This is a genomic window from Kosakonia sp. WA-90 (assembly GCF_039871955.1).
GTDB lineage: Bacteria > Pseudomonadota > Gammaproteobacteria > Enterobacterales > Enterobacteriaceae > Kosakonia > Kosakonia oryzendophytica.
This window is the reverse complement of record NZ_JBDPLJ010000003.1, coordinates 348,449-369,819: the sequence shown is the minus strand read 5'-3', so window position 1 is coordinate 369,819 and position 21,371 is coordinate 348,449. Positions and strand designations below refer to the sequence as shown.

The 21,371-nt window shown below is 57.7% G+C and carries 22 protein-coding genes; 14 read left to right on the top strand and 8 right to left on the bottom strand.

Annotation, left to right across the window (positions count from 1 at the left end; all coding sequences use genetic code 11):
• Positions 1-5 precede the first annotated feature (5 nt).
• The 13 genes from ABGA49_RS08215 to acpT are packed head-to-tail and all read left to right on the top strand — an operon-like array spanning position 6 to position 12,079.
• Positions 6-587: a hypothetical protein gene (locus ABGA49_RS08215; protein WP_088238350.1), complete on the top strand. Its 582-nt coding sequence runs from the start codon at positions 6-8 to the stop codon at positions 585-587.
• Complete coding sequence (locus tag ABGA49_RS08210; protein WP_347665417.1) at positions 584-1,942, top strand: AMP-binding protein; 1,359 nt, start codon at positions 584-586, stop codon at positions 1,940-1,942. Before ABGA49_RS08215 ends, ABGA49_RS08210 begins: the two co-directional genes overlap by 4 nt.
• Positions 1,929-2,282: a hydroxymyristoyl-ACP dehydratase gene (locus tag ABGA49_RS08205; RefSeq protein WP_090269444.1), complete on the top strand. Its 354-nt coding sequence runs from the start codon at positions 1,929-1,931 to the stop codon at positions 2,280-2,282. The genes ABGA49_RS08210 and ABGA49_RS08205 overlap by 14 nt, the downstream gene beginning before the upstream one ends.
• A complete protein-coding gene (locus ABGA49_RS08200) occupies positions 2,273-3,976 on the top strand; it encodes a glycosyltransferase (protein ID WP_347665416.1) in 1,704 nt (567 codons plus the stop codon). The genes ABGA49_RS08205 and ABGA49_RS08200 overlap by 10 nt, the downstream gene beginning before the upstream one ends.
• 3 nt (positions 3,977-3,979) lie before the next feature.
• Positions 3,980-4,402 (top strand): thioesterase family protein, encoded by a 423-nt coding sequence (locus ABGA49_RS08195; RefSeq protein ID WP_061492800.1) that lies wholly within the window; start codon positions 3,980-3,982, stop codon positions 4,400-4,402.
• On the top strand, positions 4,399-5,004 hold the full coding sequence (locus tag ABGA49_RS08190; RefSeq protein WP_061492799.1) for an outer membrane lipoprotein carrier protein LolA: 606 nt from the start codon (positions 4,399-4,401) through the stop codon (positions 5,002-5,004). Before ABGA49_RS08195 ends, ABGA49_RS08190 begins: the two co-directional genes overlap by 4 nt.
• The gene (locus tag ABGA49_RS08185; RefSeq protein WP_347665415.1) at positions 4,973-7,294 is read left to right on the top strand and encodes an MMPL family transporter; all 2,322 of its coding nucleotides are present in this window, start codon (positions 4,973-4,975) and stop codon (positions 7,292-7,294) included. The genes ABGA49_RS08190 and ABGA49_RS08185 overlap by 32 nt, the downstream gene beginning before the upstream one ends.
• Positions 7,291-7,875 carry a DUF3261 domain-containing protein gene (locus ABGA49_RS08180; protein WP_347665414.1) on the top strand — a complete coding sequence of 195 codons (585 nt, stop codon included), beginning with the start codon at positions 7,291-7,293 and terminating at the stop codon, positions 7,873-7,875. Before ABGA49_RS08185 ends, ABGA49_RS08180 begins: the two co-directional genes overlap by 4 nt.
• A gap of 1 nt (position 7,876) precedes the next feature.
• Positions 7,877-9,046 (top strand): beta-ketoacyl-[acyl-carrier-protein] synthase family protein, encoded by a 1,170-nt coding sequence (locus ABGA49_RS08175; RefSeq protein ID WP_347665413.1) that lies wholly within the window; start codon positions 7,877-7,879, stop codon positions 9,044-9,046.
• Positions 9,043-9,534, top strand: coding sequence for a hypothetical protein (locus tag ABGA49_RS08170; protein ID WP_061492795.1), 492 nt, complete (start codon positions 9,043-9,045; stop codon positions 9,532-9,534). Before ABGA49_RS08175 ends, ABGA49_RS08170 begins: the two co-directional genes overlap by 4 nt.
• Positions 9,531-10,262 carry a 3-ketoacyl-ACP reductase FabG2 gene (locus tag ABGA49_RS08165; protein WP_061492794.1) on the top strand — a complete coding sequence of 244 codons (732 nt, stop codon included), beginning with the start codon at positions 9,531-9,533 and terminating at the stop codon, positions 10,260-10,262. The genes ABGA49_RS08170 and ABGA49_RS08165 overlap by 4 nt, the downstream gene beginning before the upstream one ends.
• Complete coding sequence (locus tag ABGA49_RS08160; RefSeq protein ID WP_061492793.1) at positions 10,259-11,488, top strand: beta-ketoacyl-ACP synthase; 1,230 nt, start codon at positions 10,259-10,261, stop codon at positions 11,486-11,488. The genes ABGA49_RS08165 and ABGA49_RS08160 overlap by 4 nt, the downstream gene beginning before the upstream one ends.
• 3 nt (positions 11,489-11,491) lie before the next feature.
• Positions 11,492-12,079, top strand: a complete 588-nt coding sequence (gene acpT, locus ABGA49_RS08155; protein WP_347665412.1) for a 4'-phosphopantetheinyl transferase AcpT — start codon at positions 11,492-11,494, stop codon at positions 12,077-12,079.
• Here the strand turns inward: acpT and arnF are convergent.
• From arnF to ABGA49_RS08115, 8 genes are all read right to left on the bottom strand, one after another.
• Complete coding sequence (gene arnF, locus ABGA49_RS08150) at positions 12,033-12,434, bottom strand: 4-amino-4-deoxy-L-arabinose-phosphoundecaprenol flippase subunit ArnF (protein WP_347665411.1); 402 nt, start codon at positions 12,432-12,434, stop codon at positions 12,033-12,035. The two genes, acpT and arnF, sit on opposite strands and share 47 nt — an antisense overlap.
• Positions 12,431-12,769: a 4-amino-4-deoxy-L-arabinose-phosphoundecaprenol flippase subunit ArnE gene (gene arnE, locus ABGA49_RS08145; RefSeq protein ID WP_061492789.1), complete on the bottom strand. Its 339-nt coding sequence runs from the start codon at positions 12,767-12,769 to the stop codon at positions 12,431-12,433. The genes arnF and arnE overlap by 4 nt, the downstream gene beginning before the upstream one ends.
• Entirely contained in the window at positions 12,766-14,424 is a 1,659-nt protein-coding gene (arnT, locus tag ABGA49_RS08140) for a lipid IV(A) 4-amino-4-deoxy-L-arabinosyltransferase (protein ID WP_347665410.1), read from the bottom strand. Before arnT ends, arnE begins: the two co-directional genes overlap by 4 nt.
• The gene (arnD, locus tag ABGA49_RS08135; RefSeq protein ID WP_347665409.1) at positions 14,424-15,323 is read right to left on the bottom strand and encodes a 4-deoxy-4-formamido-L-arabinose-phosphoundecaprenol deformylase; all 900 of its coding nucleotides are present in this window, start codon (positions 15,321-15,323) and stop codon (positions 14,424-14,426) included. The genes arnT and arnD overlap by 1 nt, the downstream gene beginning before the upstream one ends.
• A complete protein-coding gene (gene arnA / locus ABGA49_RS08130) occupies positions 15,320-17,305 on the bottom strand; it encodes a bifunctional UDP-4-amino-4-deoxy-L-arabinose formyltransferase/UDP-glucuronic acid oxidase ArnA (RefSeq protein WP_347665408.1) in 1,986 nt (661 codons plus the stop codon). Before arnA ends, arnD begins: the two co-directional genes overlap by 4 nt.
• Positions 17,302-18,285, bottom strand: a complete 984-nt coding sequence (gene arnC / locus ABGA49_RS08125; RefSeq protein WP_061492781.1) for an undecaprenyl-phosphate 4-deoxy-4-formamido-L-arabinose transferase — start codon at positions 18,283-18,285, stop codon at positions 17,302-17,304. The genes arnA and arnC overlap by 4 nt, the downstream gene beginning before the upstream one ends.
• 1 nt (position 18,286) lies before the next feature.
• Positions 18,287-19,423, bottom strand: coding sequence for a UDP-4-amino-4-deoxy-L-arabinose aminotransferase (gene arnB, locus ABGA49_RS08120; protein WP_061492779.1), 1,137 nt, complete (start codon positions 19,421-19,423; stop codon positions 18,287-18,289).
• Between the two features lie 425 nt (positions 19,424-19,848).
• Entirely contained in the window at positions 19,849-20,355 is a 507-nt protein-coding gene (locus tag ABGA49_RS08115) for a phenolic acid decarboxylase (RefSeq protein ID WP_061492777.1), read from the bottom strand.
• 99 nt (positions 20,356-20,454) lie between these two features.
• Between ABGA49_RS08115 and ABGA49_RS08110 the strand changes: the two genes are divergently transcribed.
• The gene (locus tag ABGA49_RS08110) at positions 20,455-21,315 is read left to right on the top strand and encodes a LysR family transcriptional regulator (RefSeq protein WP_061492774.1); all 861 of its coding nucleotides are present in this window, start codon (positions 20,455-20,457) and stop codon (positions 21,313-21,315) included.
• Positions 21,316-21,371 lie beyond the last annotated feature (56 nt).

The following is a 21,371-nucleotide window of genomic DNA, read 5'->3' as shown; positions in this document are numbered from 1 at the left end:
CCACGATGCGCGGATCCCGCCTCCAATCGGGACTCAGGCTGGTCGCTGCCCTGTTAATGCTCAGTTGGCCATTTGTGATCTGGTTTGGCCTGACACATAACAGTCTGCACTGGCTGCTGCCCCTGATGGCACTAATGCTGCTTTTCCGTTTACGGCAAGCCCGGCAGGCGATAGCACCACTGCGCGCTGTCAGTGGCGGCGTGGCGGTCGTGGGCATCGCGCTGTGCGCGGCAAGCTGGCTGCTAAAAACCCACCAGTTGCTGCTGTACTACCCGGTGGCGGTCAATCTCATCATGCTGGCGGTGTTTGGCGGTTCACTCACAACGGCGATGCCGCTGGTGGAACGACTGGCGCGCCTGCGTGAGCCGCAGTTACCCGCCGCCGCCGTACGTTATACCCGCCGCGTAACGCAGATCTGGTGCATCTTTTTTGTGCTGAACGGCGGCATTGCACTGTTTACCGCCCTGTACGGCGATATGCGTCTGTGGACAGCCTGGAACGGGATGATCGCCTATCTGCTGATGGGCGCACTCATGGTGGGAGAGTGGCTGGTGCGCCGCCAGGTGATTAAACGAGAGACAACATGAAGACCCTTCCTTTCGCCGCCTGGCTAAACAGCCCGCGTACTGCCGAAACGCCGATTGCCTGGCTTGGCGATCAAACATGGACGCTGGGACATTTACGTCATGACGTTTCACAATGCGTGGCGCAATTAACGCAGCAACCTGGCAAACGCTGGGCACTCTGTTTCGAAAATAGCTACCTGTTTATTGTGGCGCTGTTAGCCTCGCTGCACGCGGGTAAAACCCCGGTCATCCCTGGTCATAGCCGGGTATCGCTGCTGGCAGAGCAACAATCCTTGTTCGACGGGGTGCTAAGCGACCGGCCGCTGAACTGGGAAGGGCCACACTATGTAGTGGCGTCCGACAACAGGCAGGCCGCAGATGTGCCCACCTTTCCCGCACTGCGCGAAGATGCCTATGTTGAGCTTTTTACCTCCGGCTCCACCGGTCAGCCGCGTCGGGTTATCAAACCCATCGCCTGTCTGGACAAAGAAGCCGCGTTACTGGCTGCGCGCTTTGCCGATCGCCTGGCCGGGTGCCGTGTTGTCGCCTCCGTGGTGCCGCAGCATCTGTACGGTCTGACGTTTCGTATCTTTCTGCCAATGTCGCTCGGGTTGCCGCTGCATGCCGCCATGCTCTATTACGCTGAGCAACTTGCTGCGCTCGACGGGCAGCACCGTTATGCGTTTATCAGCAGTCCGGCATTTTTAAAACGTCTCGATCCCCGGCTCTCGCCTCCGCCCGTGTCGCTTATCCTCTCGGCGGGCGGCATGCTGCCCTGGCGCGATGTTCAGGAAACGGCGAACTGGCTGGGCGTCTGGCCGGATGAAATCTATGGCAGCACTGAAACCGGGATCCTAGCCTGGCGCTATCGCCAGCAGGATAACATCTCATGGCTGCCGTTCCCCGGCGTGACCATCGAACAAGAAGCGGAGAGCTTTCGCGCGCATTCACCACTCATTCCCGAACCCGATGGCTTGTTGCTGGACGATGAGCTGATTTTTGATGCCAGCGGCACATTCCTGATTGCCGGTCGCCGTGGTCGGGTGGTCAAAATCGAAGAGAAGCGCATTTCACTTAGCGAGATCGAACGCCGCGTTCTGGCGCTGGGCGGTATACGTGAAGCGGCGGCGCTACCGGTCTCCCGTGGCGGTCGTCAGGGTGTGGGTGTTCTGCTGGTGCTGGACGATGAGATGCGCACGCAATGGCAACACAGCGACAGTAAAGCCCTTGAGCTGTCGTGGCGGCGGGCGCTTATCCCATGGCTGGAGCCGGTGGCAGTGCCGCGCTACTGGCGAATTCTTGATGAGATCCCGGTCAACAGTATGAACAAGCGGGTTTATGCGCAACTACAGGAGTTATTTCATGAAACCCCATGAAATTGAACGCCATCAGGCGCAACCACAACACGCGGAAATCGTGATCCAACTGGAGCCGGAACTGTTCTGGTTTCGTGGTCACTTTGCCATTCAGCCTCTGCTTCCCGGCGTTGCACAACTCGACTGGGCGATGCACTACGCCACCACCCTGCTGGCGCCGGAGCACCGTTTTCACAGCATTCAAAGCGTGAAGTTCCAGGCGCCTCTACTGCCGGACAATGTCGTCACGCTGGTGCTCGACTGGCACGAAGAAAAACAGCAATTGACCTTCAGCTATCATCGCCATGAAGGTGAAGTGCGCCACCTCTGCAGCAGCGGGAAAATTCGCCTATGTCGTTAACGTTTACCCCTTGTGTGGTGATCCCTTGTTATAACCACGGCGCAACCATGTCCAACGTATTGACTCGCTTACAGCCTGCGGGCCTGCGGGTTTTCGTGGTGGATGATGGTAGCACTGACGATACGCCAATCATTCTGGAAGCGCTGGCGCGTGGCGACAGCAACCTGACGCTGATCCGCCTGCCGCAGAACGCCGGAAAAGGCGAAGCGGTGATCCGTGGCTTGCGTGAAGCCGCACAAGCGGGCTTCACGCATGCGGTGCAGGTGGATGCCGACGGGCAGCATGCCATTGAAGATATCCCGGCGTTACTGGCGCTGGCGGAGCAACACCCGCAGGCGCTGATTTCCGGCCAACCGCTCTATGACGACTCCATTCCACGTTCGCGTCTGTATGGTCGCTGGATCACCCATGTCTGGGTATGGATTGAAACCCTGTCGCTGCAACTGAAAGACAGCATGTGCGGTTTTCGCGTTTACCCGATTGCCCCCACGCTGCAGCTCGCCAGCCGGGTGACGTTGGGCAAACGTATGGATTTCGACACCGAAGTGATGGTGCGACTTTACTGGCAGGGCAATGACAGCTACTTCGTGCCGACGCGCGTGACCTACCCGCTGGATGGCCTGTCGCATTTTGACGCCCTGAAAGATAACGTGCGCATCTCACTGATGCATACCCGCCTGTTCTTCGGCATGCTGCCGCGTATTCCGTCTCTGCTGTTTCGCCGCAATGCCACGCACTGGGCGCAGCAAAAAGAGGTGCAAGGCCTGTGGGGTATGCGCTTTATGCTACTGGTCTGGCGCGTATTAGGTCGCCGCGCTTTCTCGCTGCTGCTTTATCCGGTGGTCGCCGTCTACTGGCTCCTCGCCCGTGATGCGCGTCGGGCCTCGAAAAACTGGCTGGCGCGGGTGCGCACCACGCTGGCGGCCCGCCATCTTCCGCTGCCTGCCGGGTTAAACAGCTACCGCCACTTTTTGCGCTTCGGCGAAGCAATGCTGGATAAAGTCGCGGGCTGGCGTGGCGAGTTGCACTTTGGCCGCGATGTGGAATTTGCCCCCGGTGCGGAAGAAGCACTCGGACTGCACGATGGCAAAGGCAAACTGCTACTGGCGTCGCATCTGGGTGATGTGGAAGCCAGCCGGGCGCTGGCGCAGATCAACGAGAGCAAGATCATTCATGCGCTGGTGTTTCATGAAAATGCCCTGCGCTTTAAGCAGATTATGCAAAAGATGGCACCGGAGGCGGGCGTTAACCTCATCCCGGTGAAGCACATCGGCCCGGATACCGCGATGTTGCTGAAAGAGAAGCTTGATCGCGGGGAATGGGTGGCGATCGTCGGCGATCGGCTGGCGGTTAACCCACAACGCGGCGGCGACTGGCGGGTGAACTGGAGCGAATTTATGGGCCACCCTGCGCCCTTCCCGCAGGGACCGTTTATTCTCGCTGCGGCGTTACGCTGCCCGGTACTGCTGATGTTTGCATTGCGCCAGCAGGGCAAATTGCGCCTGCACTGTGAAGTCTTCGCCGATCCACTGCCCATGCCGCGCGCCGCAAGGCAGGCCGCTCTGCGCGAGGCAACAGACCGCTATGCTGCGCGCCTTGAGCACTACGCCCTGCAATCACCGCTCGACTGGTTTAACTTTTTTGATTTCTGGCGGCTGCCCGATCATGCACCGCAATCCACGGACAAGGAGTAACAGGTGTTAAACGATCCGCGTTTTACCGCCGAAGTAGAACTGACCGTTCCCTTCCACGACGTCGATATGATGGGTGTGGTATGGCACGGTAACTACTTCCGCTACTTTGAGATTGCCCGCGAGGCGCTACTGAATCAGTTTGATTATGGCTACCGTCAGATGAAAGCCTCCGGCTATGTCTGGCCGGTGGTGGACACCCGGGTGAAATACCGCGATGTGCTGACTTTTGAGCAGCATTTTCGTGTACGCGCCCGACTGGAAGAGTTCGAAAACCGCCTGAAAATCGCTTACGACATCTTTGATGCCGCCAGCGGTAAACGCACCACCACCGGTTACACCATTCAGGTCGCGGTGGACGAAAAAAGCCGCGAGATGTGCTTTGTCAGCCCGGCAGTGTTGTTTGAACGTATGGGGGTAACACCATGAAATACTGGCCTTTGCTGGCGCTGTTGCTCAGCCCCTTCGTTGGCGCGATCACGCTGGACACGCTGCAACAACGTTTTACCGAACAACCGATAGTACGGGCGCATTTCACCCAGACCCGCACCATTAAAGATCTGCCGCAGCCTTTACGCTCGCAGGGCGAGATGTTGATCGCACGTGACCAGGGCTTGCTGTGGGATCAAAAAGTGCCGTTCCCGATGGCACTCATGCTTGATGACTCGCGGATGGTGCAAATCATCAATGGTCAGCCGCCACAGGTGATCACCGCCGAAAACAACCCGCAGATGTTCCAGTTTAATCACCTGCTGCGCGCACTGTTTCAGGCCGATCGCGCGGTACTGGAGCAAAACTTCCGTATCGATTTTCAAGATATGGGCGCAGGACGCTGGACCCTGAAACTGACGCCGATCACCACGCCGCTGGATAAGATTTTCACCTCTATCGAGCTTGCCGGTCAGCAGTATCTGGACAGCATCCGCCTGAACGACAAACAGGGCGATCTCACCGATATCGCTTTTTCCCAACACCGACTGACGCCCACCACGCTGACCGATGACGAACGCCAACGCTTTGCCGCGCACTAACTCCCCGCGTCCGGCGCTACTCTGGGGACTGCTCTGCCTGCTGTTGCTCGGCATGCTGTTGATGCTGCTGCCAAAAGCGCGCATGAACAGCAGTGTGCTGGCGATGCTGCCCGCTCAGACGATGGGTACGCTTCCCCCGGCACTGAACGACGGCTTTATGCAGCGCCTCGACAAACAGTTGGTCTGGCTGATCAGCCCCGGCAAACAGGCCAATCCTGAGGCGGCGAAATACTGGCTTTCCTTGCTCAGCCAGTCGCAGGCGGTGAACAACCTGAAAGGGCCGATGGATGCGCAAAGCCAGCAAGCCTGGGGCACATTCTTCTGGCAGCATCGTAACGCCCTGCTCGACAGCACCACGCGCACGCGTCTGCAAAACGGCGGCGAGGCACAGGCACAATGGGTGCTGACGCAGCTCTACTCGGCGTTTTCCGGCGTGAGCGGTAAAGAGCTGCAAAACGATCCGTTGATGCTGATGCGCGGCGCACAGCTTGCGATGGCGCAGAACAGCCAGAAGCTGCGGTTGATGGATGGCTGGCTGGTGACGCAGGACGATAAAGGTAACGACTGGTATCTGCTGCACGGTGAACTGGCGGGTTCTTCATTCGATATGCAGCAAACGCACCAGTTTGTTAACACACTGGCATCACTGGAAGCGCAACTGAAAGCCCGATTCCCGCAGGCACAGCTGCTATCACGCGGCACAGTGTTCTACAGCGATTACGCCAGCCAGCAGGCCAAACGCGACGTCTCCACGCTGGGCATCGCCACCCTTCTTGGGGTGATTGCGCTGATTGTCGCCGTGTTCCGCTCCCTGCGTCCCCTGCTGCTGTGCCTGATTTCAATTGCGATTGGCGCGCTGGCGGGCACCGTCGCTACACTGCTCCTGTTCGGCGAACTGCATCTGATGACGCTGGTGATGAGCCTGAGCATCATTGGGATTTCAGCAGATTACACACTTTATTACCTGACCGAACGGATGGTGCATGGCGCAGAGGCATCGCCATGGCAAAGTCTCGCCAAAGTGCGTAATGCGTTGTTGCTGGCGCTGGCCACCACCGTTGTCGCCTACCTGATCATGATGCTGGCCCCCTTCCCTGGCATCCGCCAGATGGCGATTTTCGCCGCCGTCGGCCTTAGCGCCTCCTGTCTGACGGTGATCTTCTGGCATCCGTGGCTATGCCGCGGTTTACCGGTGCGTCCGGTGCCCGCCATGGTGCTGCTTCTGCGCTGGCTGGCAGCCTGGCGGCGCAATAAAAAACTCGCTATTGGCCTGCCAGTAGCGCTGGCGTTGTTCTCTCTCGCCGGTCTCGCTACGTTGCGCATTAATGACGATATCAGCCAGTTACAGGCGCTGCCGCAAGGGATCCTGGCGCAGGAGAAAGCCATCACGGCGCTGACCGGGCAAAGCGTCGATCAGAAATGGTTTGTGATTTATGGCGATACGCCGCAGCAAACGCTGGAGCGGCTAGAAGCGTTTACGCCGCAACTGGATCACGCGCGCAAACAAGGGATGATTGCGGGTTTTCGCACCCTCCCGATTAACTCACTGGCGCGACAACAGCAGGATCTTGAACTGCTGAAAAACGCGACGCCTGCCGTGACGCGCACACTCCACGCCGCGGGAATGGCAAGTGTTGCGCCAGACCTCAGCCCGATGAGCGTTACCGTTGAACAGTGGCTTGCCAGCCCGGCCAGTGAAGGCTGGCGGTTACTGTGGTTAACGCTGCCCGACGGGCAAAGCGGCGTGCTGGCCCCGGTCGACGGTGTTAAAGACAGTGCAGCGCTTAGCGCACTGGCAAAAACACAACCGGGCATCGCCTGGGTAGATCGCAAAAGCGCGTTTGATGAGCTGTTTGCGCTGTACCGACTGGTGTTAACCGGGTTGCTGTTCGTTGCGTTGGCGGTGATTGCCGCAGGCGCGGTGCTGCGTCTGGGCTGGAAAAAAGGGCTGATAAGCCTTGTGCCATCAGTGCTGTCGCTCGGTTGCGGGCTGGCGGTGTTATCACTGAGCGGTCACGCAGTAAATCTGTTTTCCCTGCTGGCGTTGGTGCTGGTGCTGGGGATCGGCATCAACTACACGCTGTTTTTCAGCAATCCGCGCGGCACGCCGCTCACGTCGTTGCTGGCCATCACGCTGGCCATGATAACCACGTTACTCACCCTGGGGATGCTGATATTCAGCGCCACTCAGGCTATCAGCAGTTTCGGCATTGTGCTGGTCAGCGGTATTTTTACCGCCTTCCTGCTTTCCCCCCTCGCAATGCCAGCGAAAAAAGAGAGAAAACGATGATTCGCCCCCTCTGCACTGGCGTCGCGCTTGCCGCCGCCCTGCTGCTCACCGGATGCAGCCACTCAACCCATTCTCCTGACGGCAGCCGTCCGCAAGCGTGGCTGGAGCCGGGGACCCGCGTAACGCTGCCTGCGCCGGGGATCGCGCCGGCGGTGAACTCCCAGCAGTTGTTAACCGGCAGTTTTAACGGGCAAACCCAGTCATTGCTGGTGATGATGACCGCCGACGACAAAAAGATCACCCTTGCCGGGCTCTCATCGGTGGGGATCCGTTTATTCCTCGTCACCTATGATGAACGCGGAATTCATACCGAGCAGTCGATCGTCGTGCCGCAACTGCCGCCCACCAGCCAGGTACTGGCGGACGTGATGATCAGCCATTGGCCGATTGCCGCCTGGCAGCCGCAGTTACCCAAAGGCTGGACACTGACCGATCACGACGATAAGCGCGAACTGCGTAACGCGCACGGCAAGCTGGTGACGGAAATCACCTACCTGCAACGCAAAGGCAAACGTGAGCCGATCAGCATCGAGCAGCATGTTTTTAAATACCACATCACCATTCAGTATTTGGGTGACTGAGATGATCTACATTTCTGCCATCGGCATGGTGAACGCGCTGGGGCGCACCCTGGATGAGATAGCCGCCAACCTGACGCGCGGCCATGCGCCAGGGATGCACACCCGTACAGGCTGGCTGCAGGGGCACACGGAGGTGGTACTCGGCAGCGTGGACGGCGAACTGCCCGCCATTCCGCCGCAAATGGATGCCCACCGCAGCCGCAATAATCAACTGCTACTGGCGGCGCTGGAACACATCCAGCCAACGGTGGATGAGGCGATTACCCGCTATGGCCGCGACCGCGTGGCTGTGGTGCTGGGCACCAGTACTTCCGGGCTGGATGAAGGGGATCTGCACGTCCGACTTTCGCTCAACGGGGAAGAGAGCCTTGCATGGCGCTACCCACAGCAGGAACTGGGCGATCCATCGCGCTTTTTAAGTCGCTGGCTGGCGCTGGAAGGCCCGTCGTTTACCGTTTCCACCGCGTGCTCTTCCAGCGCGCGCGCCATTATCAATGGTCACCGCCTGATTGAAGCCGGTCTGGCAGATGTGGCGATTGTAGGCGGCGCAGACTCCCTGAGCCGAATGCCGGTCAACGGGTTTAATAGCCTGGAGTCCTTCTCCACGACGCTGTGCCAGCCGTTTGGCCGTGACCGCTGCGGCATTACGATTGGCGAGGCATCGGCACTGATGGTGCTGACCCGTGAGCCGCAGCCGTTGGCGCTACTTGGCACCGGCGAATCCAGTGATGCATGGCATATTTCCGCACCGCATCCACAGGGGGAAGGCGCTATCCGCGCCATCAATATGGCGCTGGCGCAAGCCAGGCTCACGCCGGCCGATGTGGGGTATATCAATCTGCATGGCACCGCCACGCCGCTCAACGATCAGATTGAATCAGCGGTCGTGCACACACTGTTTGGTGAGGGTGTGCCGTGCAGTTCCACCAAACACTTAACCGGACACACGCTGGGCGCGGCGGGGATTACGGAAGCGGCGCTGAGCGCGCTGATCCTGCAACGCGACTTACCACTACCGCCTCAGGATTTTAGCCGTGGGCCTATCGATCCAACGCTCCCGGCCTGCGGCCTGTTGTTGGCTGCAGAGCCACTGGCGCGTCCGGTCATTTTATCTAACTCCTTCGCCTTCGGCGGAAACAACGCCAGTATTTTGCTGGGGAGAGTGACATGATTCAGTACCTTACGGCGGGGGAATATCTGCCCCATGACACGCCGATGATCCTGCTGGAAGACGTTATTTCGGTAACGGATGACGATGCCCACTGCCGGGTGAGCGTGAATAAGGGGGGCGTGCTGTCGCCCTTTATGGATGCGCAAGGCAACCTGCCCGGTTGGTATGCGCTGGAGCTGATGGCGCAATGCATTGGCGTCTGGTCCGGCTGGCACCGCCTGCAACGCGGCGAAGAGAGCATTGCGTTGGGTATGGTGCTCGGCGCGCGCGAGCTGACCTGCGCCGCAGGCTCATTGCCCGCAGGCGCAGTGCTGGATATCCACGCCAAACTGCTGATGCAGGATACGCGTTTCGGCAGCTTCGACTGCACGATCCAGATTGGCGCAGACACCGTTTCTGTCGGGCGCATCAACACTTTCCAGCCAACAAAAGACGAGCTTAGTGCGCTGTTTCATCAACCACACACATCGAAAGGGGCAGAAGCATGAATCGTTCCGTTCTGGTTACCGGAGCCAGTAAAGGCATCGGCCGCGCCATTGCCCAACACCTTGCCGCCGATGGCTTTACCGTTGGCGTGCACTATCATCGTGACGAAAACGGCGCGCAGGAAACGCTACGCGCCATTGAGCAGGCGGGCGGCGCGGGCCGTCTGCTGAGTTTTGATGTCGGCAACCGCGAACAGTGTCGCCGTGTTCTGGAACAGGATATTGAGCAGCACGGTGCCTGGTATGGCGTGGTCAGCAATGCAGGTATCACCCGTGACGCGGCGTTCCCGGCACTGAGCGATGATGACTGGGATGCGGTGATCCACACCAATCTCGACAGCTTCTACAACGTGATTCAGCCCTGCATCATGCCGATGATTGGCCTGCGCAAAGGCGGACGCATCATTACCCTCTCGTCGGTTTCCGGGGTGATGGGCAATCGTGGCCAGGTTAACTACAGTGCGGCAAAAGCCGGTATTATCGGCGCCACAAAAGCACTGGCGATTGAGCTGGCGAAACGCAAAATCACCGTCAACTGCATCGCACCGGGGCTGATTGATACCGGCATGATTGAAATGGAAGAGGCCGCGCTGAAAGAAGCGATGGCGATCATCCCGATGAAACGTATGGGCCAGGCACAAGAAGTGGCCGGGCTTGCCAGCTATTTAATGTCAGATATTGCGGGTTACGTGACCCGCCAGGTTATTTCCATCAACGGGGGAATGTTATGACACGTCGCGTCGTCATTACCGGCATGGGCGGCGTGACCGCCTTTGGCCAGAGCTGGCAGGATGTGTCAAAACGTCTGCTGACCTATGAAAACGCCGTCCGCAAAATGCCGGAGTGGCAAATTTACGACGGTCTGCATACCCTGCTTGGCGCGCCGATTGATGATTTCACGTTGCCGGATCACTACACTCGCAAACGCATCCGTGCAATGGGCCGCGTATCGCTGCTCTCCACCCGCGCCAGCGAACTGGCGCTGGAACAGGCCGGGTTGATTGACGATCCGGTATTAACCAGCGGCAATACCGGCATTGCTTACGGCTCCTCGACCGGCAGTACCGGACCGGTGAGCGAGTTCGCCACCATGTTGACCGAAAAACACACCAACAATATCACCGGCACAACCTATGTGCAGATGATGCCGCACACCACGGCGGTGAACACCGGGCTGTTTTTCGGCCTGCGCGGACGCGTTATCCCCACCTCCAGTGCCTGTACTTCCGGAAGCCAGGCCATTGGTTATGCCTGGGAAGCGATTCGTCACGGTTATCAGGACGTTATGGTCGCGGGCGGCGCAGAAGAGCTGTGCCCATCGGAAGCGGCGGTGTTTGATACCTTGTTTGCCACCAGCCAGCGCAACGATGAACCGAAAACCACGCCCTCCCCGTTCGATGCCAGCCGCGACGGTCTGGTGATCGGTGAAGGTGCGGGCACGCTGATTCTGGAAGAACTGGAACATGCGAAGGCGCGCGGTGCGACCATTTTCGGTGAAATCGTCGGCTTTGCGACCAACTGCGACGCGGCACATATCACCCAGCCACAGCGGGAAACCATGCAAATCTGTATGGAGCAGGCGCTGAAAATTGCCGGACTCAGCCCGCTGGATATTGGCTATATCTCCGCACACGGCACGGCCACCGATCGCGGCGATATCGCAGAAAGTCAGGCGACGGCGGCCATCTTTGGCGATAATGTTCCCATCTCGTCGCTGAAAAGCTACTTCGGTCATACCCTTGGGGCATGCGGCGCGCTGGAGGCCTGGATGAGCCTGCAAATGATGCGTGAAGGCTGGTTTGCGCCAACGCTCAACCTGACCACCCCGGATGAACAGTGCGGCGCACTGGATTACATCAAAGGTGAAGCGCGCCGGATCGATTGCGAATACCTGCAAAGCAATAACTTCGCTTTTGGCGGCATTAACACCTCCATCATTATTAAACGCTGGGCATAACGTATGTATCGGGTAGTACTGGGTCATATCTCCGCACTGAGCGCTGGCAACATTCCGCCCGCACTCAGACAACAAGCGCCGCAGGGCAAACGCCGGGAGAGCTGGCTTGCCGGGCGGGCATTACTGGCGCGCGAGTGTTCTCCGCTACCTGATATTGTCTACGGCGAGCAAGGCAAACCGGCATTCGCCAACGGGACGCCGCTGTGGTTCAACCTGAGTCACAGTGGCGATCGTATTGCGCTCCTGTTGAGCGATGAAGGTGAAGTGGGTTGTGATATTGAAGTGATACGCCCGCGCGCCAACTGGCGCACGCTGGCTAATGCGGTATTCAGTCAGGCGGAACATGATGAACTTGAGCAATGGTGCCCGGATCACCAGTTGACGGCGTTCTGGGAAATCTGGACACGCAAAGAAGCCATTATCAAGCAGCGTGGCGGCAGCGCCTGGCAAATTGTCAGCGTTGACAGCCGCAACACGCCCAATCTCAATGTTAGCCACTGCCAGGTTGGCGAGGTGAGCCTGTCAGTCTGCACGCCGACGCCGTTTACGCTTTCGGCCGATCTGCTCGCGACGCTCCCGGCAGAAAGATAACCAGCACGCCTGCCACAATCACCAGCACCCCCAGCGCGCCGCGCCACGAAAACGGTTCGTGCCAGCCGGGAAGCCAGATGGCGGCAACCCACACCAGAATATAACTCAGGCTGAGCAGAGCATACGCTTTGCTCAGCGGCAGGCGATGCAGGGCAAAAAACCAGCATCCCATCGACGCGACATACCCCAGCAGGCCAGACAGCAGCATAAGCGTCCCTTTCTGCGGTTGCAGTACGGCGCTGATAAACTCCCAGGAGGGCGCAACCGGCGGCAGTACCTGCATTGCTGAGCGCAGCAGTAACTGCGCGACGCTGACCAGCAACACACTCATCAGCGCCCAGACCACGCCTTTCATAGCGAACTCCCCAACAGCACAATGCCGATAATGATCAGTAGCACGCCAACGGCATGACGGGCGGTCACCCGCTCACGCCAGACGAAACGCGCCGCCAGCGTGACCCACACGAAATTGAGGCTTAGCATTGGGTACGCGACGCCCACAGGAAGACGCTGCAACACCAGCAACCACAGCGCCATGCCCGCGCCCAGCGCGGCCAACGCCAGACCCAGCCACAGGCCAACGTGCCTGCCGCGATGCCCGGGCGTTGCCGGGCGTGTCGCCTGTTTCTGGCACAGTTGCCCGGCGCAGCTCAACAGGCTTGCCAGTGCGAGCAGCAACCAGCTCATCATTGCGGATAATACTGAATAAAGACCATACGCCCCTGTACATAGACGTTATCCGGCTTCGGGATCGGCAGCCGGGTAAAGTCATCCGGGTTAGATTGATGCAGCACCAGCGACACAACCCCCTGCTGACGGCGTTGCGCCAGCCAGTCGCTGAAGTTGTCTTCCTCCACAAAGCGATCTTTCGCATCCGGGTAGGCCAGGCCATAGGTCAGCTCTCCGCGCGAGCCGAACATAATGATATCGGAACGCTTCAGTTCCCAGGCCAGTCCCGCCGCTACGCCCACATTGTCCGTCAGCACGTAACGACTTGGCTTCAGCGCTTCATTAACAAAGTTGATGAGAAATTGCGGCTGTTTGGAATCCATTACCTTGTCCGGGATCACCGTCCCCACTACCAGCGCCAGCCCCAACGGGCAGAGCGCGGCGAGCGGCCAGCGCTGTTCGCTGGTTTTCAGCGCCAGCCAGCCAAACAGCGCCCATACGCCCAAGGCAAAAGCCGCCAGCCAGGCTTTATACAGCTCAATGGGCGCCCACACCGGGTGTTTCAGGAATCCCCACGGCGAGACGACAATCGCGGCGATAAGACCGACCAGACCAAAGACGATATTGATCCACGCATTAATACGCAATGCCCGTCCACCTGTCTGTGCGAGAGTCAGCGCATAGCGCGCCATCAGGATCGCCAGCGGCGCAAAACAGGGCAGGATATAGGTTGGCAGCTTACCCTTCGCGATGCTGAAAAACAGCAGTGGCATCACCACCCAACCGAACAGGTAAAACGCCTCTTGCAGAACAGACTTACGCGCCAACCAGCCCGTTTTCAGTGCGCCGGGCAGCAACGCCAGCCACGGCAAACTGCCGGCAATCAGGAACGGAATGTAATACCAGAACGGCGCTTTATGCTGCGCATCCTGCTGGGCAAACCGTTGAATATGCTCGACCCAGAAGAAGTAGCGCCAAAAGTCCGCTTCACGCGTGGCAATCGCCAGCCCCCAAGGCAGTACCGTCAGTACGCAGCAGAGAATGGCCAACCAGCCCCACAACAGCACCTCTTTCCAGCGCTTTTGCGTGATCACCCACGGCAGCACGCCCAGCACCGGCACAGCCAGCGCCAGAAAACCTTTGGTCATCACCCCCATGCCGCAGGCAATGCCCAACAGCGTATAACCGGCGAATTTGCCGCCGCGCGTTTGCGCCTGCGCTGCCAGCCAGAAGCTGTACATCGCCAGCGTCATCCACAGCGTAATCATCGGGTCCAGCACCGCATAGGTACCGATACCGTACACCAGAAACGCCGTCAGAAAGATAACGCCAGAAAGCACGGCAACGGCTTTGTCGCGCCACATGTTCCACGCCTGCGCCGCAACCAGTAGTGCCGACACGGTAATGGAAAAGACAGAGCCAAAACGCACTGCAAAATTGTTATGTCCAAACAGCCACTGACCGAGGCTGTTGATCCAATAACCCGCGATGGGTTTTTCAAAATAACGCAGTCCCAGAAAATGAGGTACCACCCAGTCACCGCTATTAAGCATCTCCCGGCTGATCTCCGCATAGCGGGTTTCATCCGGTTGCCAGAGCAGCCGGTACTCAAGGGGAACAAGGTAATAGAGAACAAATAGTGCAACCAGACCCAACACAGCGTTAGTGGATTTCATTACCTGGCACTCAACAGTTGTTGGCAACCCAGCCAGCCTTCCCGGCCAGCCACTTGTCCGCGCACCACTTTCCCCACCGGTAGCGTGCTGACATCCGTCGGCAATAGCTGACTCAGAGGGCAAAAGGCGATCTCTTCGCGCGCGGCCATACTCAGCAATTCATCAAAACCGTCTGCGCCGATAATGCCTTCCACTTCAGCATGGATGGTATAAACCGGCGTACCGTTATCCCGGTGGATACAGTCAAGAATAAAACGGTTGTAGTTCGCCGCATCGACGCGCGTTCCCACCACCTCATCCCAGGTCGGCAGCGTCACAGGGATCTGCGGGACAGCGCACTCCTCTTCTGTGAGCTGCGGCCGGAAAGGTCGGGTGCCGCGGCAGTCGCTGTTATAGCGAAAATTAAACGCATTTTTGGCTTTCACGACACGCTGATCCGCACGCCAGCCCGCCACGGCGGAACAGGTCACGGCCCGCCCGATGATCATTTCCAGCGCCAACAGGCCCCGTTCGATCTCGGCCTCCAGCTTCGGCTGATCCCATACGCCGCTCCAGCATTGCCAGCCATGATGATCCCAGGCGTGCAGGCCGACTTCATGCACTTGTGCAGTAGCGCGAATCACTTCTGCATTGGCTTCGCCGATGATCTTACCCGGCCACGCCGTACCAGCCAGCAGGATATCCCACCCGTAGAGGGATGCTGCGCGCGAGCGCAGCATCTTCCACAGAAATTGCGGCTTAAGCAGGCGCCAGATATGGCGCCCCATGTTGTCCGGCCCGACGCTGAAGAAAAAGCTCGCCTGAATATTGTGCTTTTTCAACAACGTCAGCAGACGCGGCACACCGTCGCGAGTGCCGCGAAAGGTGTCGACATCAATGCGTAAGCCGACTGACTTCATGCGTTTTTCTCATCCGAGAGTTCTACGGTACGCAGGAAGAAATCCAGCGTCTCATCAATGGTCTGGCGCATATCGACTTTCGGCTCCCAGTGCAGGCAGCGTTTCGCGTTACGAATGCTCGGCTTACGGTGCTCCACGTCCTGATACCCTTTGCCGTAGTAACTGCTGCTCTCTACTTCGCGGAAACCGGCGAACGGCGGGAAGCGGTCGCGCAGCGGGTGCTTCTCGAAGCTGGCCAGCAGCATTTCCGCCAGTTCTTTAATACTGGCCTCGTTCTCCGGGTTACCAATGTTGATGATCTGCCCGTCGCAACGCCCTTCTTTGTTCTCAATAATGCGGAACAGCGCTTCGATGCCGTCGCTGATATCGGTAAAGCAACGTTTTTGCTTGCCGCCCTCGATCAACTTGATCGGCGACCCTTCCACCAGGTTGAGGATCAATTGGGTGATCGCACGCGAGCTGCCGATACGCGCCGCATTGAGGTTATCCAGGCGCGGCCCCATCCAGTTAAACGGACGGAACAGCGTAAAGCGCAGGCCCTCTTTCTCGCCATACGCCCAAATCACCCGGTCCAGAAGCTGTTTTGACACTGAATAGATCCAGCGCTGTTTGTTGATCGGGCCAACTACCAGATTGGAGTTGTCTTCGTCGAACACTTTGTCGGTGCACATGCCGTACACTTCTGAAGTGGACGGGAAAATGATGCGTTTATTGTATTTCACGCAATCACGGATGATTTTCAGGTTCTCTTCAAAATCAAGTTCAAATACGCGCAGCGGGTTGCGGGTGTATTCGATTGGCGTTGCGATCGCCACCAGCGGCAGCACCACATCGCATTTCTTGATGTGGTACTCGATCCACTCAGAGTGAATGCTGATATCGCCTTCTACAAAGTGGAAACGCGGGCAGTCGAGGAAACGGCTGATGGCATCTGAACCAATATCAAGACCATAAATTTCGTAGTTATCGTCATTCAGCAGGCGTTCGGTCAGATGGTTACCGATAAAGCCGTTCACGCCGAGGATCAATACGCGCGTGCGGCGTTTCACCGCAACCACCGGCTTGCTGGTTAACAGCGCACCGGCCACCAGACCCAGAGACTGCGCCAGTTGCCCGCCCTGCATATAGACACCGTTGTCCACCTGCCCGGTAAGGATTTCCAGCGCGCCTTCAGCACAGGCGACCACCAGTGGAGAGACAGACAGCACCGTACCGGCTCTGGCCGCCGCAATGTCATTACGCACGCGGGATTTCCAGACGATAAATTTGTGTGTCCCGGCAAAACTGTATGCGCCCGGCCACGGGTCGGACACTGCGCGCACCAGGTTGTGCAGGGTTTGCGCCGGCAACTCCCAGTCGAGACGCCCATCTTCCGGGGTACGACGGCCATAGTAGCTGGCTTTGCTGTCATCCTGTGCGGTTTCCGTGAAGGTCTGCGCTTTGATGGTCGGCAGCGTGCTACGCAGCAGAGTTTGCGCGGCTTCGCTCAGTTTGCGGTGCAGCGACATCGCATCATCACTGTCGGCAATGGCGACTTTCTGCTGCGCCACAATTGCGCCCGCATCGGCACGCGCCACCATCCGGTGCAGCGTTACGCCTGTTTCCGTTTCCCCGTTCACCAGTACCCAGTTCAGCGGCGCACGTCCACGGTAAGCCGGCAGCAGGGAGCCGTGCAGATTGAATGCGCCAAGACGCGCGCTGTTGAGGATCTTGTCGCACAGTAAATTGCGATAGTAGAACGAGAAGATCACATCCGCGTTGAGATCGCGAATGCGATCGACCCACAGCGGGTGGTTAACATCTTCCGGAGCATACACCGGAATACCGCGTTCTGCGGCAATGCGCGCGACGGAACCGAAAAAGTGGTTTTCATTGGCGCTGTCCGGGTGGGTAAAAATCGCCGCAACCTCAAACCCGGCATCCAACAACGCCTGAGTGCCGACACAACCCATATCGTGATAGGCAAAGACAACAGCTTTCATTGATTATTTTCCTCTTGCGGAGCGTCGTGCTCCTGACGAACAACACGTTGAATAAAATAGCGTGGACGGGCGCGAACATCGTTGTAGATACGGCCGATGTACTCCCCAAGGAGTCCCATACCGATAAACTGTGCGCCGATAAACGTGAACAGGATGGCAAAGAGCATAAACACCCCTTCGCCTGCCCACTGCGGCCCAAACGTCAGACGCAGAACCACCAGTAACACCGCCAGCGAAAAGCCCGCCAGGGCAATCACGCTGCCCACAACGCTGAGCAAGCGCAGCGGCGTAGTGGTCAGGCAGGTCACCAGGTCGTACATCAGGTTGATCAGACGCAGAAAGCTGTATTTCGAATCGCCAAACTCGCGCTCGGCATGCTGCACCGGGATCTCCACCGCTTTACGGGCAAAGGTATTGGCGAGGATCGGAATGAAGGTACTGCGCTCATGGCAGTGCAGCATGGCATCGACGATATGGCGGCGATACGCACGCAACATGCAGCCATAATCCCCCATCGCTTTACCGGTGGTCCGTTGGATCAACCGGTTAACGGTGCGTGACGCCAGTTTGCGGAACAGACTGTCCTGCCGATGCTGGCGCACGGTGCCCACCACGTCGTAACCTTCGTTCGCCTTCGCCACCAGGCGCGGAATCTCTTCCGGCGGGTTTTGCAGGTCGGCATCCAGCGTGATGATCAAATCGCCAGTGACATGGCTGAAGCCCGCCATGATTGCGGAGTGCTGACCGTAGTTCCGGTTCAACAGCACGGCCACAATATGGCTGCCGGGCTGCTCTGCCGCGGTCGTGAGGATCTGCGCGGAGTTGTCGCTGCTGCCGTCATCCACCAGCAGAATTTCATAGTCGATACCGAGGCTGTCGCAACTGCCGGTCGTACGACGGATCAGCTCAGGTAAGCTCTCCTCTTCGTTAAAAACCGGGATCACCACGGAGACTTTTTCAACGGGAGGCAGGGTAAACATATCAGCGTCCTGCAATGCGATGGAGCGCGTCAATGACGCGGGTTGTGTCGTCATGGGTCATGTCCGGGAACAGGGGGATAGAGCAAATGCGCGCACTGTTCCACTCGGTATTCGGTAACGAGACAGGAAAGTGTTCGCGGTAATACTTCTGCGTATGCGCAGCGCGGAAATGCAGGCCAGTGCCGATGCCTTGCGCTTTTAGCGTTTCCATTAATGCATCGCGGGTGATGCCGCAACGCTGTTCATCAACACGCAGAATAAACAGGTGCCAGGCATGCTGGTGCGGCCATGACGGTAGCGCCAGCGGCTGGAACGGCGTATCGGCGAGTTCGCGCAAGTAGCGCTGCGCAATCTCGTGGCGGCGGGCGTTCGCCGTTTTCAGCTTGCCAAGCTGCACCAGGGCGATGGCGGCATTAATATCGGCAAGGTTATATTTGAAACCCGGCGAGATAACTTCCGCCTGCGGCGCGCGACCGTGCGTCTGACGATCGTAGGCATCCACGCCGAGGCCGTGGAATTTGAGGCTGCGAATGCGGTTGGCCAGTTGCTCATCGTCCGTCACCACCAACCCGCCTTCGGCGCAGGTCATATTTTTGATGGCATGGAAGGAGAAAATCGCGGTTCCTTTGCCGCCAACGTGCTGTTCTTTGTAGTACGTACCGGCAGCATGCGCAGCGTCTTCAATCACCGCAATGCCGTGTTTTTCACCCACCGCGCGGATAGGGTCAATATCCGCCGGGGCTCCGGCGTAGTGCACCGGAATAATCGCCCGGGTGCGCGGCGTGATGGCCGCATCAATCGCTTCCGGCGTAACCATCAGCGTATCTTTGTCGACATCAATCATTACCGGCGTCGCGCCCAGCAGCACGATCATATTGAGCGTGGACACCCAGGTCATTGATGGCGTAATGACTTCATCCCCCGGCCCAATGCCCAACGCCATCAGCGTCACGTGCATCCCTGCCGTCGCCGAGCTCACGGCAATGGCATGGCGGTTACCGGTTAACGTACAGAAAGCCTCTTCCAGAGCCTGATTTTTCGGGCCGGTCGTGATCCAACCCGATGCCAGCACTTGCTGGATAGCGGCGAGTTCTTCCTCCCCCATCGAGGGACGCGAGAACGGTAGAAAATCACTCATCTTTTTTTCCCTGCGTCACAGACGCGTTAAAGGACCCCACAAAGACACTTTGCGGCTATTGAGTAAAATGGCGGATGGAAGTTAAACCGAAATATAATGAACGTCCGGTTGTCCCAATTATCATTCATCACAGCTTATTTCTGAATATTATCAATTGAATATTAGGACAAGATTAAGAAAAGAGGGAAATAAGAAATATAAAATCATTGAAATTATAAATAAAAACAACAGCTTAATTAACATTTATGCATTCAACGGGTGTGATCAGTGTCAAATAAATGTAACAATCCACGCCCTGCACTGTACACAAGGGCGTGGATACACTTATTTAAACAACACAGCAACAAAATCAAAAAAAATAATACTGTTATGCAATTAATTATTTCAATCGTAACCGTTGAAATATATTAAATAGCGTTAATAAATTACGAAAGATTCTGCGGGAAGCCGGCTGGCAATTCGCTGGCGGCGCAGGCAATGACGCTGTCATTGTTGGCGCCGCAGTCGCGCACATAAGTAATCGTGGCAAATTCATCAATCACTTCTGTCGGGTAAGCCGGGCCTGCTGCGCGGTACGACTCCATCAGCGGAATATGATCGTTCTGGAAGCAGACCGTTTTTTCCGGGTTGTTGATGACCCAGCGCGGAAAGAAAATGGTCCCGTGGAACAGGCGATCACCAAGGTTCACAATCAGGCTGACATCGGTACCGGTTGGCTCTGTCCAGGAAATTTTATAGATACTTTCGCCTACGCGAACGATAAATGCTTTTTGATCTTTCACCCAGCGATTCGCCACAATGCCGCTGTGAATACGGTAGTCGAGCGTGGTGTCATTTTTCACGTAAATCTCGTAATTCCAGCCGTTATCGTAGGTATAAACCAGATGTTTGCCGACGAAACCGCTCAAATCGTGTTTATCAAAGGTGCTCATTTTTTCTCTCCTCTGTTGGAATAGCACCATCGTACGCCTGCAAAAAATCAATAAAAAACGCTATATTTGCATCACATTCATTCAATTTTTAGATGAGTCATGCACAAGACCACGCTGGAACAATGGGCGCTACTGCAAAAAGTGGTAGAGCTAGGCAGCTTTGCGAAAGCCGCTGAAGAGACGCACCGCAGCCAGTCTTCGGTGAGCTATAACCTGGCGCTATTGCAGGAGAGACTGGGCGTAGCATTACTGATGCAGGAGGGGCGGCGCGCGGTGCTGACACCTGCTGGCGAGCTGTTGCTGAAGCAGGTCAAACCACTGCTGAAAGCTTTTGACTGGGTGGAAACCCGCGCGGCCACACTGCGTAACGGCATGCGTACGCGTCTGGATCTGGTGGTGGACAGCATTTTTCCGCGCTCACGGTTATTCGCCATTTTGCGCCAGTTTCAGCAATGCTACCCACAAACGCAGGTGCGCCTGACAGAAGTGCTGGAAACCGCCTCTGCCGACCTGCCGGTGCATGCACAGGCGGATGTGATGATTTTGACCCGTCGCCAGGATATGACCGGGCGCGGCGAATGGCTGATGAATATCGATTTTGTCGCCGTGGCGCACCGCGATCACCCCCTCTGTGCCGCCGAAGAGGTGAGCGAAGCGATGCTCGCCGCCTGGCCGTTGATCCGCATTGCCGAAGGTGACGATCGGCAAAGCCCGGTGGCGCAGGCCTCGTGGACCTTTTCTACCATTGATGCGGCCGTCGAAGCCGTGCAGTATCAGGTAGGCTACGGCTGGCTACCGGAAGAGCGGATCCAGCCCTTGCTGGCTAACGACACGCTGCGCATCCTGCCGCTCAGCCACGGTGTACGGCGCGCCACGCCGCTGCATCTGATTGTGAAAAAAGATCTCGCCCCACTGGATGAGCAGGTGGAAAGGCTGTTGCAGCTCTTTAAAGAGGCGTAAGCGCACTCAACAAACGTAGTCTGCTGTATGCCCCTGAATTTCCTGCGAGAAATGTT